The sequence below is a fragment of the Verrucomicrobiia bacterium genome, from assembly GCA_035577545.1.
Lineage (GTDB): Bacteria > Verrucomicrobiota > Verrucomicrobiia > Palsa-1439 > Palsa-1439 > Palsa-1439.
Window position 1 is genome coordinate 133906 of sequence record DATLVI010000031.1, and the last position, 18750, is coordinate 152655.

At 59.4% G+C, this 18750-nt stretch carries 18 protein-coding genes; 12 read left to right on the top strand and 6 right to left on the bottom strand.

What is annotated here, in order from left to right; genetic code table 11:
- Window positions 1–10 precede the first annotated feature (10 nt).
- The gene (locus VNL17_11025; GenBank protein HXI84605.1) at window positions 11–3127 is read left to right on the top strand and encodes an efflux RND transporter permease subunit; all 3117 of its coding nucleotides are present in this window, start codon (window positions 11–13) and stop codon (window positions 3125–3127) included.
- Between the two features lie 90 nt (window positions 3128–3217).
- Window positions 3218–3793 (top strand): hypothetical protein, encoded by a 576-nt coding sequence (locus VNL17_11030; GenBank protein ID HXI84606.1) that lies wholly within the window; start codon window positions 3218–3220, stop codon window positions 3791–3793.
- On the opposite strand, the gene VNL17_11035 is transcribed toward VNL17_11030, so the two are convergent.
- Complete coding sequence (locus VNL17_11035; protein ID HXI84607.1) at window positions 3761–4876, bottom strand: tetratricopeptide repeat protein; 1116 nt, start codon at window positions 4874–4876, stop codon at window positions 3761–3763. The two genes, VNL17_11030 and VNL17_11035, sit on opposite strands and share 33 nt — an antisense overlap.
- A 242-nt stretch (window positions 4877–5118) precedes the next feature.
- Between VNL17_11035 and VNL17_11040 the strand changes: the two genes are divergently transcribed.
- Together VNL17_11040 and VNL17_11045 are read left to right on the top strand one after the other, a co-directional pair.
- Window positions 5119–6645 (top strand): ankyrin repeat domain-containing protein, encoded by a 1527-nt coding sequence (locus tag VNL17_11040; GenBank protein ID HXI84608.1) that lies wholly within the window; start codon window positions 5119–5121, stop codon window positions 6643–6645.
- Window positions 6646–6708: 63 nt separating this feature from the next.
- On the top strand, window positions 6709–7557 hold the full coding sequence (locus tag VNL17_11045) for a D-amino acid aminotransferase (protein ID HXI84609.1): 849 nt from the start codon (window positions 6709–6711) through the stop codon (window positions 7555–7557).
- 3 nt (window positions 7558–7560) lie between these two features.
- On the opposite strand, the gene VNL17_11050 is transcribed toward VNL17_11045, so the two are convergent.
- Window positions 7561–8109, bottom strand: a complete 549-nt coding sequence (locus VNL17_11050) for a hypothetical protein (GenBank protein HXI84610.1) — start codon at window positions 8107–8109, stop codon at window positions 7561–7563.
- 173 nt (window positions 8110–8282) lie between these two features.
- Here VNL17_11050 and rpmH point away from each other — a divergent pair, with 173 nt between their 5' ends.
- The 5 genes from rpmH (at window position 8283) to VNL17_11075 (ending at window position 11345) form a co-directional block, all read left to right on the top strand.
- Window positions 8283–8417, top strand: a complete 135-nt coding sequence (gene rpmH, locus VNL17_11055) for a 50S ribosomal protein L34 (protein ID HXI84611.1) — start codon at window positions 8283–8285, stop codon at window positions 8415–8417.
- Window positions 8418–8470: 53 nt separating this feature from the next.
- Window positions 8471–8812 (top strand): ribonuclease P protein component, encoded by a 342-nt coding sequence (rnpA, locus tag VNL17_11060; GenBank protein ID HXI84612.1) that lies wholly within the window; start codon window positions 8471–8473, stop codon window positions 8810–8812.
- A complete protein-coding gene (yidD, locus tag VNL17_11065; protein ID HXI84613.1) occupies window positions 8809–9048 on the top strand; it encodes a membrane protein insertion efficiency factor YidD in 240 nt (79 codons plus the stop codon). Before rnpA ends, yidD begins: the two co-directional genes overlap by 4 nt.
- Window positions 9045–10736, top strand: coding sequence for a membrane protein insertase YidC (gene yidC / locus VNL17_11070; GenBank protein HXI84614.1), 1692 nt, complete (start codon window positions 9045–9047; stop codon window positions 10734–10736). The genes yidD and yidC overlap by 4 nt, the downstream gene beginning before the upstream one ends.
- A 96-nt stretch (window positions 10737–10832) precedes the next feature.
- Window positions 10833–11345 carry a KH domain-containing protein gene (locus VNL17_11075; protein HXI84615.1) on the top strand — a complete coding sequence of 171 codons (513 nt, stop codon included), beginning with the start codon at window positions 10833–10835 and terminating at the stop codon, window positions 11343–11345.
- A 65-nt stretch (window positions 11346–11410) separates the two neighbouring features.
- On the opposite strand, the gene VNL17_11080 is transcribed toward VNL17_11075, so the two are convergent.
- The 4 genes from VNL17_11080 to VNL17_11095 form a co-directional block, all read right to left on the bottom strand.
- Window positions 11411–13489, bottom strand: coding sequence for a cation-translocating P-type ATPase (locus tag VNL17_11080; protein ID HXI84616.1), 2079 nt, complete (start codon window positions 13487–13489; stop codon window positions 11411–11413).
- 36 nt (window positions 13490–13525) lie between these two features.
- A complete protein-coding gene (locus VNL17_11085) occupies window positions 13526–14359 on the bottom strand; it encodes a ferritin-like domain-containing protein (protein HXI84617.1) in 834 nt (277 codons plus the stop codon).
- A gap of 66 nt (window positions 14360–14425) precedes the next feature.
- Window positions 14426–14770 (bottom strand): transcriptional regulator, encoded by a 345-nt coding sequence (locus VNL17_11090; GenBank protein HXI84618.1) that lies wholly within the window; start codon window positions 14768–14770, stop codon window positions 14426–14428.
- Between the two features lie 11 nt (window positions 14771–14781).
- Window positions 14782–15426, bottom strand: coding sequence for a hypothetical protein (locus VNL17_11095; GenBank protein HXI84619.1), 645 nt, complete (start codon window positions 15424–15426; stop codon window positions 14782–14784).
- A 200-nt stretch (window positions 15427–15626) separates the two neighbouring features.
- On the opposite strand from VNL17_11095, the gene VNL17_11100 reads away from it, so the two are divergent.
- From VNL17_11100 to VNL17_11110, 3 genes are read left to right on the top strand one after another with little or no spacing between them, the layout of a single operon-like run.
- Complete coding sequence (locus VNL17_11100; GenBank protein ID HXI84620.1) at window positions 15627–17075, top strand: ATP-binding protein; 1449 nt, start codon at window positions 15627–15629, stop codon at window positions 17073–17075.
- A complete protein-coding gene (locus VNL17_11105) occupies window positions 17044–17514 on the top strand; it encodes a response regulator (protein HXI84621.1) in 471 nt (156 codons plus the stop codon). The genes VNL17_11100 and VNL17_11105 overlap by 32 nt, the downstream gene beginning before the upstream one ends.
- On the top strand, window positions 17511–18749 hold the full coding sequence (locus tag VNL17_11110) for a SpoIIE family protein phosphatase (GenBank protein HXI84622.1): 1239 nt from the start codon (window positions 17511–17513) through the stop codon (window positions 18747–18749). Before VNL17_11105 ends, VNL17_11110 begins: the two co-directional genes overlap by 4 nt.
- Window position 18750: the final 1 nt, after the last annotated feature.

The window sequence follows — 18750 nt, forward strand, 5'->3', positions numbered from 1 at the left end:
AAGCCAGACCATGAATTTTACCGACTTATTTATCCGCCGTCCGGTTGTCGCGACCGTCGTCAACCTGATCATCCTGCTGGCGGGCTTCCAGGCGATTCGCTCGCTGAACGTCCGTCAGTATCCGCGCAGTGACATCGCCGTGGTGACCGTGACGACGACATACATTGGCGCGAATGCCGACCTGGTGCGCGGGTTCATCACCACGCCGCTTGAGCGTGTCATCGCGAGCGCCGACGGGATCGATTACATCGAATCCTCAAGCGCGCAGGGTGTGAGCACGATCACGGTGCACTTGAAGCTCAATTACGACAACAACGCTGCGCTGACTCAGATCCAGGCAAAAGTTGCTCAGGTGCGGAATGACCTTCCGCCGGAGGCTGAGGCCCCGATCATTGAAATTGCCACCAGCGACAGCCAGTTTGCGGCAGCCTATTTGAGTTTCTATTCCAAGGACCTCGACCAGAATCAAATCACCGATTATCTGACCCGGGTCGTCCAGCCGAAGCTGACGGCCATTAGTGGCGTCCAGCGCGCGGACATCCTCGGCGCCCGCACATTCGCGATGCGGATCTGGCTCAAGGCGGACCGCATGGCCGCGCTCAACATTTCGCCGTCGCAGGTCCACGACGCCCTGGCCGCCAATAATTTTCTTTCCGCTGTCGGTGCCACCAAGGGCTCGATGATCTCGGTGAATCTGACGGCAAACACCGACCTTCGCACGGCGGATGAATTTCGGGAGCTCGTCATCCGCCAACAGAACGGCGCCATCGTTCGTTTAAAGGACATCGCCGACGTTGAACTCGGTGCGGAGAGTTATGATGAGGATGTCCAGTTCTCGGGTGAGAAGGCGACATTTATGGGTATCTGGGCGCTGCCGACCGCCAACTCGCTCGATGTGATCAAGGCCGTCCGGGCCGAGCTTCCCCAGATTGAAAGCCAGTTGCCGGTCGGCATGAAAGTCGGTGTTCCGTACGACTCCACGAAATACATCAGCGACGCGCTTCGCGAGGTGACCCACACCTTGCTGGAGACGTTGCTGATCGTCATCATCGTCATCTTTCTCTTTCTTGGCTCATTCCGTTCCGTGCTCATTCCGGTGGTGGCCATCCCGATTTCACTTATCGGCGCGGCCTTCTTGATGCTGGTGTTTGGGTTCACCCTAAACCTTCTGACGTTGCTGGCGATCGTGCTTTCGGTTGGTCTGGTCGTGGACGACGCGATCGTTGTCGTCGAGAACGTCGAGCGGCATCTGCACGAAGGATTGAAACCGTACGACGCGGCGGTCAAGGGCGCGCGGGAACTGTTCGGCCCCATCATAGCCATGACCATCACGCTGGCGGCGGTGTACGCCCCGATTGGCTTCCAGGGCGGCCTCACGGGGACATTGTTCCGCGAGTTTGCCCTGACGCTGGCGGGGGCCGTGATCGTTTCCGGGTTCGTTGCCCTGACCTTGTCTCCCATGATGTCGTCGAAACTTTTGCGTGGCGGCGAATCCCATCGCGGATTTGCCGGCTGGATCAACAATCGCTTCGACAAGCTCCGCCAGCGGTACATCAAAACCCTTACGAACACCTTGCAGTGGCGCCCGGTGACCTTGACCCTGGCTTTGATCGTGATCCTGCTGATGATTCCCTTTCTCCTGTTTTCACAGCATGAGTTGGCGCCGAAAGAGGACCAAGGTGTGGTCTTCGGTATCGTCCAGGCTGCGCCGAATTCCACCATTGAACAGACCACACGTTACACCGAAAAGGTGAACGAAGTGTTTGAATCATTGCCGGAAACGGAGCACACGTTCCAACTCACCGATCCATCGGGCGGATTTTCCGGGATGGTGACCAAACCCTGGAGCGAGAGGAAACGAAACACCGAGCAGATACTCGGCGAGGTTTTCGCGAGGGTCAGCAACATTTCTGGCGTTCGCGTGATCGCCACGACACCCGCCCCGCTGCCAGGGGGCGGACAGTTTCCCGTGGAATTCGTCATGGCCTCCACAGCCGAGCCGCGGGAACTCATCGACTTCGCCAACCAACTGGTTGGGAAAGCTCTGGAGAGCGGGATCTTCGTGTTTGCGGACACCGATCTGAAATTTGACCAGCCTCAGACGGAGGTCGTCTTCGACCGCGACAAGGTAGCGTCACTGGGATTGAACCTGCAACAGGTTGGCGCTGATCTCGGCACGATGTTGGGAGGCAATTATGTCAATCGTTTCAATATCCAGGGCCGGAGTTACAAGGTCATTCCAGAGGTCGCGCGCGTGCAGCGCCTGAATGCGGACCAGTTGAAGGACTTTTACATCAGCGGGCCCAATGGAAAGCTGGTGCCGCTCTCGACGTTTGCGACTCTGAAGTCAACGACCGAACCGAGGGCAATGTATCGGTTCCAGCAATTGAATTCTGTCAAGATCCAAGGGGCCATCCGGCCGGGCGCGACACTGGATCAGGCGTTGAAGGTACTCGAGCAAGAGGCCGCGAAAATCCTGCCGAAGGGGTACAACATTGATTACGGTGGAGAAGCACGGCAGTTGCGGGTGGAAGGGAACAACCTGAACACGACGCTGATTCTTTCCTTTATTCTCATCTTCCTTGTGCTGGCGGCTCAGTTTGAGAGCTTCCGCGATCCGTTGATCATTCTCCTTGGCTCGGTGCCACTCGCGCTCTCTGGCGCGCTATTATTCAGCTTCCTTGGATTCACGACATTGAACATCTACAGCCAGATTGGGTTGATCACCCTGGTGGGTCTTGTTTCCAAAAACGGAATCCTCATCGTGGAATTTGCCAACAAGATGCAAGAATCGGGCAAGAGCAAACTCGACGCGGTCATCGAAGCCGCTGGAACCCGTTTGCGTCCGATTCTGATGACGTCCGTGGCAACGGTTGCGGGACATTTTCCCCTCGTGCTGGCCCGTGGGCCTGGCGCCGGTTCGCGAAACAGCATCGGCACCGTGCTCGTCACCGGGATGATGATCGGGACCGTGTTTACGCTGTTTGTTGTGCCTTCGATCTATATGCTGCTCGCGCGCAATCATGCGTTGAAGCCGCGGGAATCGGAGATGGAAGAACCGGAATTTGGGGACGCCGCCGAGGCCACTACCCTCCGCCGAGGCGTTTTACTTGCCGAGGGGGATTAGCCGGTTTTTCGCTGAAACCCCGGAATTTGGATTGACTCCCATTCTGTGCTGCGCCATTGTAGCGCAACGGTTTCTACCAAGGAGGGGACCGTGATCAAGTTTCGTTGCCTGAATTGTGGCCAAAAACTGGCCGTGTCTGACGACGGCATTAATGCCGTCATCTCCTGCACGAACTGTCGGGAGTCTATCGTCGTCCCCCCTTATTCCATATCGGACTTTTTCCCCGCGGAACCGCTCCAGCATCCCGGCGCATCCAGCGGCGGCGCCCTGGAGTTGATTCGGCCCGACCACGAGCGCGTCGAAAGCATCCCGGCAACCATGCGCGCGACGTTACTTCCGCAACTCGCGCGGATGATGATGAACCGGCTCGTACAGGCGCTCTACGGACAACGCGAAAGCCTGATCGACACGCAGGCCGAAGCGACCCGCCGCATGGTCGATCTGGAAGAGCGAATCGCCCGCGCACAAACGAATGTGGAGCGGAAGATCGCCGCCTACGAGGGTCGCATTGGGGAATTGGAAAGCCAGTTGGCGGCGAAGGAAGAGGAAAACCGCGAACTCCTGCGCGCGAATTTCCAACTCGCGAAGAAAGCGCTCGAAGTCGAGAGCAGCCAGCGCCCCTCTCGCGTGAACTTACACGAGGCTGGGTTTTTGTTGCGCGCGTAGCGCTTGTTCGTAGCACTGCAACGCTTCGCTGTAACGTTCCAGACGATTGAACACCCCGCCCTTGTTCAGGTAGGCCATCGTCATCGAGTCGTCCAACGCGATCGCGCGGTCGTAGCAGTCGATGGCCCCGTCAAGATTCCCGAGCCGCTCCAGCGCCATGCCTTTCTTGACGAACGCCTCGGCAATGGTCGCGTCCAGCGCGATCACCTCGTCGAAACACGCCAGCGCGGTGTCGGCTTGCGACAGGTTGAGCAACGCCTGCCCTTTTCCCAGCAACAACGCGATTCGGGCGTCGCGTTCCGCCCTTTCGGTTTTGGCGCGCGTGACGGCCGGATCCGGTTCAGGGGTTTCGGAATGAGCCTCGGTCGTCGCCGCTGGCGCCTCCGCCGGTTTGTCCGAGTCCGGCTGCTCACCGTCCGGCACCGGGTCCGCGGTTCCTTCCAGTTCGTTGATGCGTTTCTCGAGCCGCTCGATGGTGTTGACGAAGCGCGCGGTGGACTGTTCGACGCGGCTCACGGAAACGACATGCGTGTCGCCGGCGGAGAGGGCGGCAGGCGTGAAGCCGGGACCGAGCGCCTGCCCGGTAAATTGCGCGATCAGGGTCTCGGTACGGCGGTTCATGATCCGTAGCAGGAACACCACGAAGAACAGCATTCCCAGGAATCCAAGGGTCGCAAAAATGCCGACCGTAATGAGTGTGGAACGTTGTGAAAGCCGAACGGTCTCAATCTCGTGTTCGTGCTCCGCCGTGACGGATTGTTCGATGCGATTCAGTCGTGCTTCCACTTCTTCGCCGTTGCGTTTCGCGGAGGCTTCGGCATCCTGCCGGGCCTGTTCGACTGCGCGCGCGGCGGCGGCCGCATCCTGCCGGGCCTGCTCGATGCCAACCAGCATGGATCGCTGCTGTTCCTGGAGCTGCTCGTAAGACTGAACGACATGCTGCGCCCATTCGGTGCTGCCTTCGGACGGTTGATCCTTTCCTGCCGGCGCAGAATTGGTTTCTCCCGCCACAGGTAAGCAGAGCGCTACGAAGAAAACGGCGATCGCCGAAAAAACTCCCGGCGCTTTACGATATCCTCCCATAAATTCAAAATCCCCCTTGGCGCGCACCGTAGAAGAACCAGAGCGGGAATTCAATCTAAAATCCATCATGACTCTGTTTTTTTGGTGGCATTTTGAAAGAACATGGCTACACTAACCAGTGCGCAAAGGGCGCATCCAGTCCGCGGAAAGGGCCGAGCCCACCTTAATGAGCGACACGAAGGTACGAACCTTCTTTCAGCCTGAAAGTGCGGACTCCAGGCATAAGTGAAAGGAAGTTCGTGATGAAGAAGCAACTGCCGGCCCGGCCGACCCTTGAGCAACTCAAGAAGCAGGCCAAAGATCTCCACAAACTCCACGCGTCCGGCGATGCCGAAGCGATTCAGCGGGCTAGGGAAAGTCATCCACAGTTCGTCGATGAACCCGATGAAGCGATTCGCGACGCTGAGTTTCCGTTGAGCGATGCCCAGCTTGTCATTGCCCGTGAATACGGCTTCGAGAGCTGGCCCAAGCTGAAGGCGCATGTTCAGTCTGTCGCCCTCGAAACCGACGACCCGGCTGAACTGTTTAAAGAAGCGGTCACCATGGATAACACGGCCCACGCCAGGAGGATTTTGGAACGCCATCCGGAGTTGAAAGACAGGATTAACGAGCCGTTACTGGGTTTCGACGCCCCGGCAATCGTCCAGGCGCGTAGCCGTGAGATGATCGACGTATTGCTCGCTGCCGGTGCTGACATCAACGCAAAGAGTCGTTGGTGGGCGGGAGGATTTGGGCTGCTCCATGGAGTCAACCCCGAGCTGGCCGCGTATGCGGTTGAGCGCGGCGCGATTGTGGACATCCATGCCGCAGCACGCATGGGCTTATTGGACAGACTCCGCGCCCTGGTGTCCGCCGACCCGGCGCTCGTACATGCGCGTGGCGGCGACGGCCAGACACCCCTTCACTTTGCCAGCACGGCGGCCATCGCCGAGTACCTGCTGGATCACGGCGCCGACATTGAAGCACGGGATGTGGATCATGAGTCTACGCCGGCGCAGTACATGGTCAAGGACCGGCAGGATGTCGCTCGTTGCCTCATTCGACACGGCTGCAAGACGGACATCCTCATGGCGGCAGCGCTGGGGGACGCGGACCTGGTTAGCAAACATCTCGATAATAATCCCGACTGCACTCGCCTGCGTGTGAGCGATGAGTTTTTCCCGATGGTTGGTGGTAAGACCGGTGGAACTATCTATCAATGGACACTCGGGTGGTACGTGTCGGCGCACCAGGTGGCCCGGCAGTTCGGTCATGAAGATGTCCTCTCCTTGCTCATGGAGCGCAGCCCGGTCGATGTAAAGTTACTCGCGGCTTGCTGGCTCGGCGATGAATCTACCGTGAAATCGTTATTGGCTATGCAGCCCAATATTGCCGCAAGTTTATTGGATGCAGATCGCCGCCATCTGGCGCACGCGGCCCGAAACGATAATTTGACGGCTGTGCGCTTGATGTTGACGGCGGGTTTACCCTTGGACGGACGGAGCCAGGAAGGTGGGACGCCCTTGCATTGGGCGGCATTTTACGGCGATCGTGCAATGGTTATGGTGCTCTTGCAGCATAACCCACCATTGGAAATAACCGACACCGTTCATAACGGCACGCCACTCGACTGGGCCATTTATGGCTCACAACACAGTGGATTTCGACAGGTGGGCAATTATCCGGTGGTTGTCGAAATGTTGATCAAGGCTGGCGCAAAGTTTGAAAGCCCCGATGGCACTGAGGAGGTCAAGGAAGTGATGCGAAGGTACGGCGACCCCAATCGTTGACAGGCGGCGGGGGTAAAACTATAGTCGGCCCGTTGTTTTTCTCGACAAGGGGGATAACTGACCGTGCCTGAGATTGCATACGTCAATGGAGAATTTCTGCCTCTCGAACACGCCACCGTCCGCGTGGAGGACCGTGGTTTTCAGTTCGCGGACGGCGTCTACGAGGTCGTGCGTACGTACGGCGGTAAACCTTTCGCGACGGACGCGCATCTGGCGCGGCTTTTCCGAAGCCTTGAGGCCATTGAGATCAAAGTCTCGCTCACGCCCGAGCAGTTGACGTCGATCATCGAGGAAGGCGTGCAACGCTCGGGTTTTGCCGAGGCGATTGTCTATTTGCAAATCACCCGGGGTTGCGCACCGCGTCATAGGGGAATACCGAAAGACGCCAAACCAACGATCGTGATGACGGTACGCGAACTCCCGGCGCCTGCGACAAAACTGTCAGCGAACGGGATAGCCGTCATCACACTGCCGGAGTTTCGCTGGGCGCGTTGCGACATCAAGAGCATTGCGCTCCTGCCCAGCGTGCTTGCCTACCAGGCGGCGAAGAAGGCGGGCGTGAGCGACGCGATATTTGTGCAGGAAGATGACACCGTGAATGAAGCCACGGCGGGCAATGTGTTTTTGGTGCAGCAGGGGCGATTGCGGACGCCGCCCAAGAGCACGCATATCCTGGCTGGTGTCACGCGCGACAAGCTTCTTGAGGCAGCGCGCGCGGCCGGGATTGAAACCGTGGAAGAACGGATCACCAAAGCCGAACTTTACACGGCGGAAGAGATTTTCCTGACCAGCACGACGTCCGAGGTCGTGCCGATTGTGAGTGTGGACGGGAAAACAATTGGCTCGGGAAAACCCGGGCCGGTGTCAGCAAAGATTTATGAGCAGTTCGCGAGAATGTTTATTCGCGCGTAACGATTACTCGACGGGATCGGGCAACTTGTCGAGCAGGTAGTTGCTGGCGGGAATTGCCTGCGTCTTCTTCTCGCCGGTCTTGTCGTCCACCGTGGGCGCGATGAAAACGTAATCCATCAAGGTCTTCGCCGCGTGACCGGTGTCGATGTTGACCGGGATTTCCACACCCGCCGCCTGTTCGTCGTCATGGCGTGTGGTGTCATAGGTGGTGCAGAGGTTGCCGATCTGGTGGTAAAGCTTCCTTACGCGCAGGTCGCGCTCCTGGTTTGCCAACACGACGACGCGACGGCGCGTCTTGAGGTCATCGAGCGCGTTGGCGGCCTTGATGCGGGCTTCGTAGTCGGTTTGGATGACCCGCCCTTGGACCTGACGGAATGCCTCAATAAGAATGGAGAAAACGGAGTCCTCATTTCGCAGTTCTGAGACGGCATCGGTGGGATTGTTTTGCGCCACCGGCTGGGAGACAGCCTCATCCCTGGGTTCCGCTGAGAAAGAGAACGGACAGATTAGTACGGACAGCGTTAGCCACAGCGCCAAACCCTTGTGTTTCATAGCATGTGGGGTAGTAGCGCAATGTGTGCCAGTCCCAGCCCGCGAGCCACCAAACGGATCGGCTGTTGTGCGTGTGCGGCATTGAAATCCTTCATCTCCAGCCGCTTCGCTCGATGGTTGACAATCGAGTCCTGCTTGCTATGATGCGCGTTCCCCAAAACAGGGACTGACACATGAAAAGGACATATCAGCCGTCCAAGATTCGGCGGCAACGAAGATTCGGGTTTTTGAAGCGCACGCGCACGAAACGTGGTCGTGCGACATTGAGTCGGCGTCGCCGCAAAGGGCGCAAGCGCCTTTCTGTGTAGGGTCAGGTTCCTTGCGGGGGCAAGGCGGAGGCCGGGTGGCGGGAAGCAGTACATTGCCCAAAAGCGAGCGACTCCAGCGCGGCTACCAATTTCGGGGCGCGTATGAACACGGTCGCAAGTTCGTTGGCCGGTTTGTCGTGCTCTACACGGTGGACGAACCACCAGCGGGTCGCGCGCTGGGGGTGGTCACGAGCCGCAAGATCGGTGGCGCCGTCGTCCGCAATCGCGCGCGGCGGCTTCTGCGCGAGGCGTACCGGTTGAACAAACAGAAACTCAAAACCAATTTACAGATTGTCATGATTGCCCGCAGTGCCATCAACGGAAAGCGCCGCCAGGACGTGGAGGCGGATTTATTGCGGCTGTTCCTAGCAGCGGGCATCCTGAACGAGACGTGATCAAACCTTTACTTCTTTTGCTGCTGCGGCACTATCGCTACCTCTCGCCGCTACGAATGTTTTTACCCGCACCCGCTCCGGGCGGCTGCTGCCGCTTTTATCCCACCTGTTCTTGTTACGCCCACGAAGCGATTGAAAAGCTTGGTCCCGCGCGCGGGCTGTGGCTGTCGGCCACGCGGCTGGCGCGCTGCCATCCGTTTGCGGCAGGTGGTTACGACCCGGTGCCAAAGCGATGATGGACAGAAAGACAATGCTCGTGGTTCTCGGCTGCCTGGTCGCCCTGATCGGCTGGCAGTACGCGATCAATAAAATCTACCCACCGAAACCGAAACCGGCCAGGGCGGCGACCGCGGCTGCTGTAACCAATGCGGCCCCGCAGACGACGGTGGAGGGGCCCGCGCTGAAGCCGGTCGAGCAACCGAAGGACGCCGCTGTCCAACCCGAGGAACCCCGATCCCCCGAGCAAATCGTTACGCTCAGCAACGAATTCGTCCGCATGGAATTCACGACGTGGGGCGGCGGCGTGCGCACGGTCGAATTGCTCAAGCACAAGGTCAACGGCTCTGGTGATGTCGTGCTCAACGGAACCAATTTCGTCCCGGCGCTGACCTTGATGGGGATCACAAACGCCGGTCCCGACTCGGTATTTGCGGTGGAGCAGCCTGCGCCGAACACCGTCGTGATGAAACGCCAAACGAGAGGCGGCTTGGGGATCACCAAGACTTTTTCGCTTAACGACGGGTATTTACTGACGGGCGCAGTTGAGATCGCCCGCATGGCTCGGGGCGCCGAACCGTTGCCCGCTACTGCGGACGTGGTTATCGGCACGGTGACACCGACGACCACGAAGGAATTGCCCACCTACCTGACCGCGAGCTGGCTCGCGGGTGACAAGTATCAATATCGCGATCTGAAGCAGATCACCAAGAATGCCGACAAAGGAATTGGCAGTGAGGAGATCAGTGCGCGTTGGGGCGATGTGAAGAACCAGTTTTTTGCGATGATCCTCACGCCGGAGACGAACGCCGTTGCGATTGAATGCAAGCAGGTGGATCTCGCGCCTCCCCCCGACTGGAAAGCGAAGGAACCGCCGCATGGCGTATTCGCCGCGTTGATCATCCGGCCCACCACCATGACCACCAATGCGATGGAGCGCTACGAGTTCACGTGGTACGCCGGGCCGAAAGCGTACGAACGTCTGGTGGCGCTCGGCAAGGGCCAGGAAGAGGTGATGCAATTCGGGTTCTGGGGCGTGATCAGTGTGGTGCTTCTGAAAGGCATGAAGTTTTTCCATGGACTAATCCCGAGCTACGGCATCGCGATCATCCTCGTCACTATTCTCATCAAGATCCTCTTCTGGCCGATCCAGGCGAAGAGCATCAAGTCGATGAAAGCCATGCAGAAGTTCCAGCCGCTGATCAACAAGCTCAAGGAGAAGTACAAGGACGACCCGCAGCGGCTGAACGCGGAGACGATGAAGCTGTACAAGGAGCACAAGATCAACCCGGTCTCCGGGTGCCTGCCGATGTTGGTGCAAATTCCGGTGCTGTTTGCCTTTTACCGCATGCTCGTCAGCGCCATCGAACTGCGCGGGCAGTCGTTTCTCTGGATCCACGACCTTTCGGCGCCGGACACCATCTTCCAGGTGCTGGGGTTGCCAATTAATCCCCTGCCGCTGGTCATGACGGGCCTGTCGGTGTGGCAGATGAAAATCACGCCGCAGACCGGCGACCAGCAGCAACAGAAGATGATGATGTTCATGCCGCTGATGATGATGTTTATTTTTTACAAACTGGCCGCCGGGGTGGTGCTCTATTACACCGTGCAACAGTTTCTTTCGATCGCCCAGCAATGGTGGAGCATGCGCAAGGGGGACAATACGGCCGCGGCGACGCCGCTGGCGACCGCTGGAAAAGCAAAATGATTTTCGGTAGAATAGCGCGCAACTCGACATTACGAGGCGTCGTAGCCGACCCCGCAGGGTGTGGGCCGAACGCTTCAAAAACACAGGAGCCCAAACATGGAAACGGAAACTCCGGCCTCATCCAGTCCACCTGTCCCCTCCGGTCCGCCGCTTGATCCCCGCGAAGTTCTGCAGAAGATGCTCGACGGCCTTGGCCTGCACACTAAAGTCGAAGTTTTGACGATGGATGGTTCAACGTTGCTGCACATTGCCACCGCCGAACCCGGCCGCCTGATCGGCAAACACGGCCAGACCCTCAGCCAATTGCAGTTCCTGGTGAATCGCATCCTCCAGCGCGCCAGCGCCGAGGCCCCGCGCGTGACGGTCGATTGCGAGCGCTACCGCGAGCGCCAGCGCGACGACATTCTCAAGAAAGTCCTCGAAGCCGCCGACAATGTCCGCCGCTGGGGCGACGCCGTGAAGATCGGTCCGTTCAACGCCTTCGACCGCCGCGTCATCCACCTGCACATGGAGAGGGACCGGGAATTGGAAGCCGTCAGCGAAGGCGAGGGCGACGAGGCCGGCATGAAGCGAATGATCATCCGCGTGCGGGAGAAACCGGCGGCGTAGACGGTCATGCTCGCAAATCAGTGTTGCGAGTAAGGTGGAAGACTGAGCAGCGGGTACCAAACCCCTTACTTATATCGCAACAACCGCATTGCGTTCACGATCACGAGGACGCTGCTGAACTGGTGGGCGATGGCGCCGCCGATCATGTGGAGGTGGCCGCTGGCGGCGGTGGTGACCATCACGACGTTGTAGACGAGCGCGAAGAGCAATCCCTGCTTGATGATTTGCAAGGTATGCCGGCTCAGGCCGACGGCGAACGCGATTTTCGAGAGATCATCGGCCATCAGGGCGATATCGGCGGCCTCGTGGGCCACGTCGGTGCCGCCCAGACCCATCGCGATACCGACATCGGCCACGGAAAGGGCGGGCGCGTCGTTGATGCCGTCCCCGACCATGGCGACGCCCCCCAAGCGTCCGACTTGCCGTAATGATTCGATGTGCGCGGCCTTTTGTTCCGGCAACACGTCGGCCTTTACTTCATCGATGCCCAATTTTCCGGCGATTTGCATGGCCACGCGTTTGTTGTCACCGGTGAGCATGACGACCTTCTCAATACCCATTTTGCGCAGGTCACTGATCGCTTCGTCGGCGCGGGCGCGCACGGTATCGGCGACGCAAATGGTGCCGCAGATTTCGCCATCGTGGGCGACGACGATGGTCGTGTGACCTTCATCATGATGTTCGTCCATGTGCGTGTGGAGCGCGTCGCTCATCACGATGGATTGATCATCCATCAATACTGACTGGCCGACGACGAGCTTCTGGCCGTTGCGTTCAGCGACCACGCCGCGGCCATGATGGGCTTCGAAGGTCGCCGGGTCCTCGGTCACGAGACCGAGCGCGGATGCCTTGCGCATGATGGCGCGGGCGACGGGATGGCCGCTCATTTTTTCAGCGACAGCCGCCATCTGGACGAGTTCGGCTTCGCTATGGTCGTCGAATCGGCTGATGTGCGTGACTTCCGGCTGGCCGCTGGTGAGTGTGCCGGTTTTGTCGAACACGATGGTATGCAGGCGTGCCGTGGCTTCCAGGTATTGTCCACCCTTGATGAGCACACCGGCACGGGCCGCGCGGGCAATCGCGGCCATCACAGCGGTGGGCGTGGCCAGGATCAAGGCGCACGGACAAGCCACGATCAACACCGTGATTGCCCTCGCCACGTCGTGCGAGAAAAAATAAACGAGCGCCGATAGCGTCAGCATTATTGGTACGAGCCAACCCGCCGCACGGTCGAGGGTCCGCTGGATCGGTGCTTCGCGTTGCTGCGCCGCCTCGACGAGTTGGGCGATACGAGCCAGGGTCGTGTCTTCGCCCACACGCCGGGCCTCGATGATCAGGGCACCGGTTTCCGCAAGCGTGCCGACGAATACTTCATCACCTTCGCTGCGGTCGACGGGCATGCTTTCGCCGGTGACGGGCGCCTGGTTCACGGACGCCATGCCGCTTTGCACGACGCCATCCACGGGGATGCGTTCGCCCGCGCGCACCACCACGACGTCACCCACCCGCAATTCCGTGGCGGCAACTTCCTCTTCCTTCCCATCGCGTCTCACGCGCGCGGTCGGCGGCACCAACGAAAGCAGACTGCCCAGCGAACGCCGGGCGCGGCGGATGGTGTATTCCTCGAGTTGCGCGCCGAGCAACATGATGAAGGCAACTTCGGCCGCCGCCACGAATTCGCCAACCGACGACGCGGCGATGACGGCGATGGCCACGAGTACATCCGCATCGAGCCGTTTCCCGAGCAACGCCTTGATGGCGCGGAGGAAGATCGGCCACGCGGCGAGAACTAGCGCGATGATTACCAGCCCGGTAGCAACGGTCGAGGGCGCTAGCTTGGTTGCGCCCAAAACCCATCCGATGACCAACAGCGTGCCAATGGCGATGACCTTGATGAGGTCGCGGCGCGCGACACGGTTCTCTTCAGCTTCGCGATCACGAACGGGAAGGCGGGCGTTATACCCTGCACGCTTGACGGCGTCGATCAGGGGTAATTCGCTCGTCAGTATGTCTTGCGTGTTGACAGTGGCGGTCTTGGAAACGAAATTGACAGTCGCCTTTTCCACACCTGTTACGGCGCAAAGCGCCTTCTCAACCGCTTTCGCGCAACTCGCGCAGGACATACCCTCCACTTGTAGCTTCACGATTTTCATTGTGTTTCAGCGCCATAAGGATAGTCCTCATCGCGTAAAATGTCGAGGCGCGCCCGTCAGATGGGGTTCAACGACGGAGTGAGCAACGTGTACCAGGGTCGCAGGCGATGCGGCGGTGGGAACCTGATCAGCGGCGTCACGGGCGAAGGGGGTGCCGTCGAAAATGGCTTTGCGGGCGGCGAAAAAGTTCAGCCACGAATCACGGAGAAACTCGACGGAGGAACTTCCCAGGGCGGCGAAGGCCTGACGATGGTCCCAAGCCACGACAGTGCTGGCCCCGGCAAACATCGCGGACAGCATCACCCAGCAGCCGGCGCGGATCAGCCAAAACCGTGGAGCAATCACCTGGCGCAGACGTTCGCAATGAAACCGAACGTGGAATTTTTCATCGGCGAGGATTTGTTCGCAGACAATTTCCAGCACCGGCGCCCGGCACCGCTGGCGGATGACACCGTAATATTTCAGGGCAATGATTTCCGCCATTAGCAGAACCGAGATTTCCTCGTAAAATCCCAGCAGATGACGGCAACGCCGAAAGAGCGAGTCCGTCCAGTGCCGCGGCAGGAGCGGGGCCCGCATTTGTTGCAGGACTTTGGCGAGGAGGCGGGAGTGTTCCTGCTCCTCGGCGATGAACAGGGCGATGGTCCGGGGGTAGAACGGATCGCCGGTTCTTTCGGAAAGCCGTCGCGCTGCCGCCAGCAAGCGTGTTCCATTCGAGCTTTCGCCCAATTGAAATCGGGCGAGAGAGCGGGCCAGCGGCTTATGCATGCGCGGGTCAAGATGAATGCCTTCGTGCCACGCGATGCCGCGACGGTCGAGTTGGTTTTGGCGGAAGTAAGCGAGCCAGTCGGCGGTATTCATGGGATCGAATGTTCCTTTTGCTTTGTATCACAAAGTATCTTACACAAAAAAAGGGAGTGTGGCGGTTCAGCGATGACGTTTCACAATGTGTTCCAAGCCTTCCAGATAGCGCGTGAAGGCGCTCCGACCAGCAGGGGAAAGCGACACCGCCGTGGTCGGTTTGTTCGGGTTGCCGATCTTGCGCAGGCGAACCAAGCCCGCGTCAACGAGCGCGCGCAGGTGCGCAGCGAGATTGCCGTCGGTTAGTTGCAGCCCGTCGCGCAGTTCCGTGAAGGACAACGATTCGTTGGCCGCGAGGACGGACATGATGGCTAGGCGCGCCTTGGTGTGGATGGCCGGCTCAAGTTTATCGAACGCCTCACGATCGGCGGCCAGTTTCGTCGGATTCAATTTGCCGAGTTTGTCTGCCATGGTGATCACTCTTATTCCGTCGCGCTCAAAGCGGCCAGGCGTTCCACCTGCCTCCAGAAGACGCGTGCGCGCGCTTCGCGTCTTTCGGCGACGAGGACCCCGACGCCAAAGCCGATGTGAGTGGCGCCGAAGCCAGCCGCCATGGTCAATATTGCATGGCCCGGCAGCGCTGCCAAGCTGAAGATCCCCATTGCCAGACAGGTCGCGCCCAACCAGGCGATCGACCGGGGCGCGAAAAAACTGGTCGCAAGCGCGCCGCAACCGTACAGCAGCAGCCAAAGCGCGGGCAACAGATCGAGTCGGTCAAGCCGCCACATCAGGATGGTAATCGCCAGGCTGACAGCAAAACTCGGGAGCACGGCCAGCAGAACGGTACGCGCCTGACGCGACCAAACGGGTTCGCCGCGTTGACGGGCGCGCCCGAAGGTGACGACCATGTGACCGGCAAACGCAATGGCGAAAACAGCGCTCCAGACCGCTGCAAAATCGAGGCGCGGGCCAAACGGCAACAGGTTCAGACCGAGCGCGGTGCAGCCGAGAAGAACTGTGCCGCCGGCCAGCAAGCCCGAGTACCCCGAGAGGTGTTCGTACCGTTGGCTGCGGTCCATCAGCGTGCGAATGGTTTCCAGCGTGTGTTCGGCGTGTTCCAGTTGCATGGCGACGATATCCTTCGTGCTTTGTGACACAAAGAACCGCACAACGTTCAATCTCTTCTTGCATTCTGTGCGTCGGGCGACGGTTGGGTGATGGTGCGGTGCGGTAAGATATTGGCCATCAACAGCGACCGTTGGCTTGACGTTTGGCGGAACGGGGATGACAATATTACGCGGCGCTAACGCTCGCAATGGGAGTGCGGATGGTTTCGAAGTACAACGTCAAAGTCCAATACGCCGCCTGGATGGCCACGGTGACCCTTGCGACAGTCGTGGTCATGACGGCGGCGCACCTCTGGCGGGAGTTGGACGAGCAGCAAAAGGTGATCCAGCGTCGCGGGGAGATCGCCGTGCAAACCCTGGCCAAGTTCGTCTCTTCCGCCGTGGCGAGCAACGATATTTCCACAATGGCGCGGGCCGTGGAGTCAATCAATCCGGACAAGGAGATCCTTTTCGTCCGCATTCTAGACGGCGACGGGCACGAAATCTTCCCCAAGTACCGACAAGGCAAACCGGAATCGCTGGTTATTGTCAGGGCGCCCGTGGAAGACGGGTTGAAGTCGGTGGGCACCGTGGAGTTGGGGATGGGACAAGCGTCGGCGAGCCAGGCGGTGATGCACGCGGTGTTTACGGACCTGATCATTGGCGCGATGGCAGTGATCGCGGCGGTCGGGATCTCGTTTCTCGCATCGGCACCGGTGCGGGACTCGCTGAGGGAGCTACTGGGTTTCGTGAAGCGCGTGGACGCCGGGGAATCGCGTGGCGAACAACTCAAGAGCGATCTCGCCGAGGTGAACGACGTCGGAAAATTGCTGAATGACCTGGTCAAACGCGTGGAAGAAGCCCAGCTGAAACTGGTTCGCGCGCAGAAACAGTTGAAAGCGACGCAGAAGGAGATGGACGAGTACACCTACGTAATCAGCCATGATTTGAAGGAACCACTACGCGGGATTGAGGCCTTCAGCAAGTTTTTGGTGGACGATTATCGGGACAAGCTGGATGAAGAAGGGCGGCATCGTGTCGACGTGATCCGCAAGGCGGCACTGCGGATGCAGCGGTTGATCAACGACCTGTTGAAGTTCTCGCGCCTGGGTCACCAGCGGAACCCGTTCGCGCCGGTCGGCCTCAACGCCATGCTCATCCATGTGCGCGTGAACCTGCAGTATGCGCTCGACGCGAAGAAGGTGGACTTGCGCGTGGACAAACTGCCGACGGTCATGTGCGACGCGACGGCGATGACGGAGGTGTTTCACAACCTCATTTCCAATGCGATCAAGTACAATGAGAACCCGCGTCCGGTTGTTGAGATCGGCTGTGAGGAAAAGTCAGGCCCGCCGACCGGTCCGGCTGAGTATGTCGTTCATGTCCGTGACAACGGCATGGGCATCAAGCCGGAGTACTTCGAGAAGATTTTCCAGATTTTTCAACGCTTGCAGCGCGACGATGAAGGGACGGGGATTGGATTGACCATCGTGAAGCGCGTGATAGAGTGGCACGGTGGTTGCGTCTGGGTGGAAAGTGAGTTCGGCAAGGGCACGACGTTTTATTTCACGCTGCCGAAACGGGAACTAAAGGAAACAGCAACCGCAACCGCCGCGGAAGCCACCAGAACAACCACCAATGGACGCCCCGAACTCGCACCCACCGTTTGACATTCTCCTGGTGGAGGACAACCCGGCGGACGTGGAGATCACGATGGAAGCCTTTCGGCGCAGCCATAAGGGCAATCGCGTCTCTGTCTGTCGGGATGGCGAGGAAGCGCTGGACTTTCTCTTTCAGCGCGGACAGTATTCCAAAGCCGGTACGGCGCAACGTCCCGACCTGATTTTACTCGACCTGAACCTACCCAGGAAAAACGGGGTGGAGGTGCTCGAGCAGGTCAAGACGGATCCGCGGATGAAAGAGATCCCCGTGGTGGTGCTCACAACTTCTGACCGCGAGGAAGACGTCTCCCGCTGCTACAGGGTCGGCGCGAACAGTTATCTCACCAAGCCCGTGCAGTTCGACGACTGCCTGAAGTTAGTCGAGGAGATCCAACAGTATTGGCTGCAAGTTTCCAAGCTTCCGCCGAAGAACAAGACGGTCCCATGAGCGCCGCACCCGTACCCCTGCTGGTTGTCGAAGACAGCCCCATGTACGCGGAGATCCTGCAACGGTTGCTCCCGACCCTGGGCGCTGACCTGCAGTTTGCGTCGAAATGGGTGGATACGGCCGAGAAGGCCGTGGTGGAAATCTCCCAGGGGAACTACACCCTCGTGCTTCTCGACTACAAACTGCCGGGCGCCGACGGCCTGAGCGTGCTTGCCCACATTCGCAGTCTGCCGCTGGCGCGCCAGCCGGCGGTGATCATGCTCACCGGCATGGGCAACGAGGCGGTCGCCGTCGAGGCAATGAAGAGCGGGGCAAAAGATTACCTCCCGAAGGATTCCCTGGACGTACCCTCGTTGTTGCGCGCGATTACCAGCGCGCTCGAACGCAAGCGGCTGGAGGAGCAGGTCGCCCGTTACACGAACGAATTGCGCGAAAAGAATGCGCAGATGGAAACCGACCTCAACATGGCGCGCGAAATCCAGCAGGCGTTTCTCCCGCAACACTATCCGACGTTTCCGCACGACGCCATTGCGACGGAAAGCGCGCTGCAGTTCCATCACCGCTATCACCCGACGAGCGCGGTGGGCGGGGATTTTTTCGACGTGCTCCCGATTTCCGACACGGAAGCCGGCGTGCTTATCTGCGACGTCATGGGCCACGGCGTTCGCGCCGCGCTGGTGACCGCGATGGTGCGCGCTCTGGCCGAAGAATTACTGCCGGCGGCGGCGGAACCCGACAAGTTCCTAACAGAGATCAATCTCCGCCTGCTTGCGATTCTGACCCAAACGCGCAGTCCGATGTTTGCGTCGGCATTCTATCTTGTGATTGATCTCGCGCGCGGTGAACTGCGTTACTCAAACGCCGGACATCCCAGCCCCTTTTTGGTGCGGCGCAAGGCAGGGATGGTCGAGCCGCTGCGGTTCCCAAAGAGCCGGCCCGGCCCGGCGCTCGGGGTGTTTGAGGAATCGGAGTACCCGCTTTGTCGGAGCACGATCTCGCGACATGACCTGATCGTACTTTACACGGATGGCTTGTATGAAGTGGAAGGTACCTCTGGCGAAGAGTATGGCCCGGATCGATTGCTGGCGGCGGTACGCCAGCGGGCCAATTTGCCTGTTGGTCAGCTATTCGACGAGTTGCTGGCGGATATCCAACAGTACGCCGGCAAACAAGGCTTTGTGGACGATGTCTGCATCGTCGGCGCGGAGGTCGTGCGTGTGCGCCCGACTGAATGAG

What these genes read in the sequence shown, in the direction of transcription:
- VNL17_11025 (HXI84605.1), top strand. Translation starts at nt 11, where the DNA reads ATGAATTTTACCGACTTATTTATCCGCCGTCCGGTTGTCGCGACCGTC.
- VNL17_11035 (HXI84607.1), bottom strand. Translation starts at nt 4,876, where the DNA reads ATGGGAGGATATCGTAAAGCGCCGGGAGTTTTTTCGGCGATCGCCGTT.
- VNL17_11040 (HXI84608.1), top strand. Translation starts at nt 5,119, where the DNA reads ATGAAGAAGCAACTGCCGGCCCGGCCGACCCTTGAGCAACTCAAGAAG.
- VNL17_11050 (HXI84610.1), bottom strand. Translation starts at nt 8,109, where the DNA reads ATGAAACACAAGGGTTTGGCGCTGTGGCTAACGCTGTCCGTACTAATC.
- rpmH (HXI84611.1), top strand. Translation starts at nt 8,283, where the DNA reads ATGAAAAGGACATATCAGCCGTCCAAGATTCGGCGGCAACGAAGATTC.
- yidC (HXI84614.1), top strand. Translation starts at nt 9,045, where the DNA reads ATGATGGACAGAAAGACAATGCTCGTGGTTCTCGGCTGCCTGGTCGCC.
- VNL17_11075 (HXI84615.1), top strand. Translation starts at nt 10,833, where the DNA reads ATGGAAACGGAAACTCCGGCCTCATCCAGTCCACCTGTCCCCTCCGGT.
- VNL17_11085 (HXI84617.1), bottom strand. Translation starts at nt 14,359, where the DNA reads ATGAATACCGCCGACTGGCTCGCTTACTTCCGCCAAAACCAACTCGAC.
- VNL17_11090 (HXI84618.1), bottom strand. Translation starts at nt 14,770, where the DNA reads ATGGCAGACAAACTCGGCAAATTGAATCCGACGAAACTGGCCGCCGAT.
- VNL17_11095 (HXI84619.1), bottom strand. Translation starts at nt 15,426, where the DNA reads ATGCAACTGGAACACGCCGAACACACGCTGGAAACCATTCGCACGCTG.
- VNL17_11100 (HXI84620.1), top strand. Translation starts at nt 15,627, where the DNA reads ATGGTTTCGAAGTACAACGTCAAAGTCCAATACGCCGCCTGGATGGCC.
- VNL17_11105 (HXI84621.1), top strand. Translation starts at nt 17,044, where the DNA reads ATGGACGCCCCGAACTCGCACCCACCGTTTGACATTCTCCTGGTGGAG.
- VNL17_11110 (HXI84622.1), top strand. Translation starts at nt 17,511, where the DNA reads ATGAGCGCCGCACCCGTACCCCTGCTGGTTGTCGAAGACAGCCCCATG.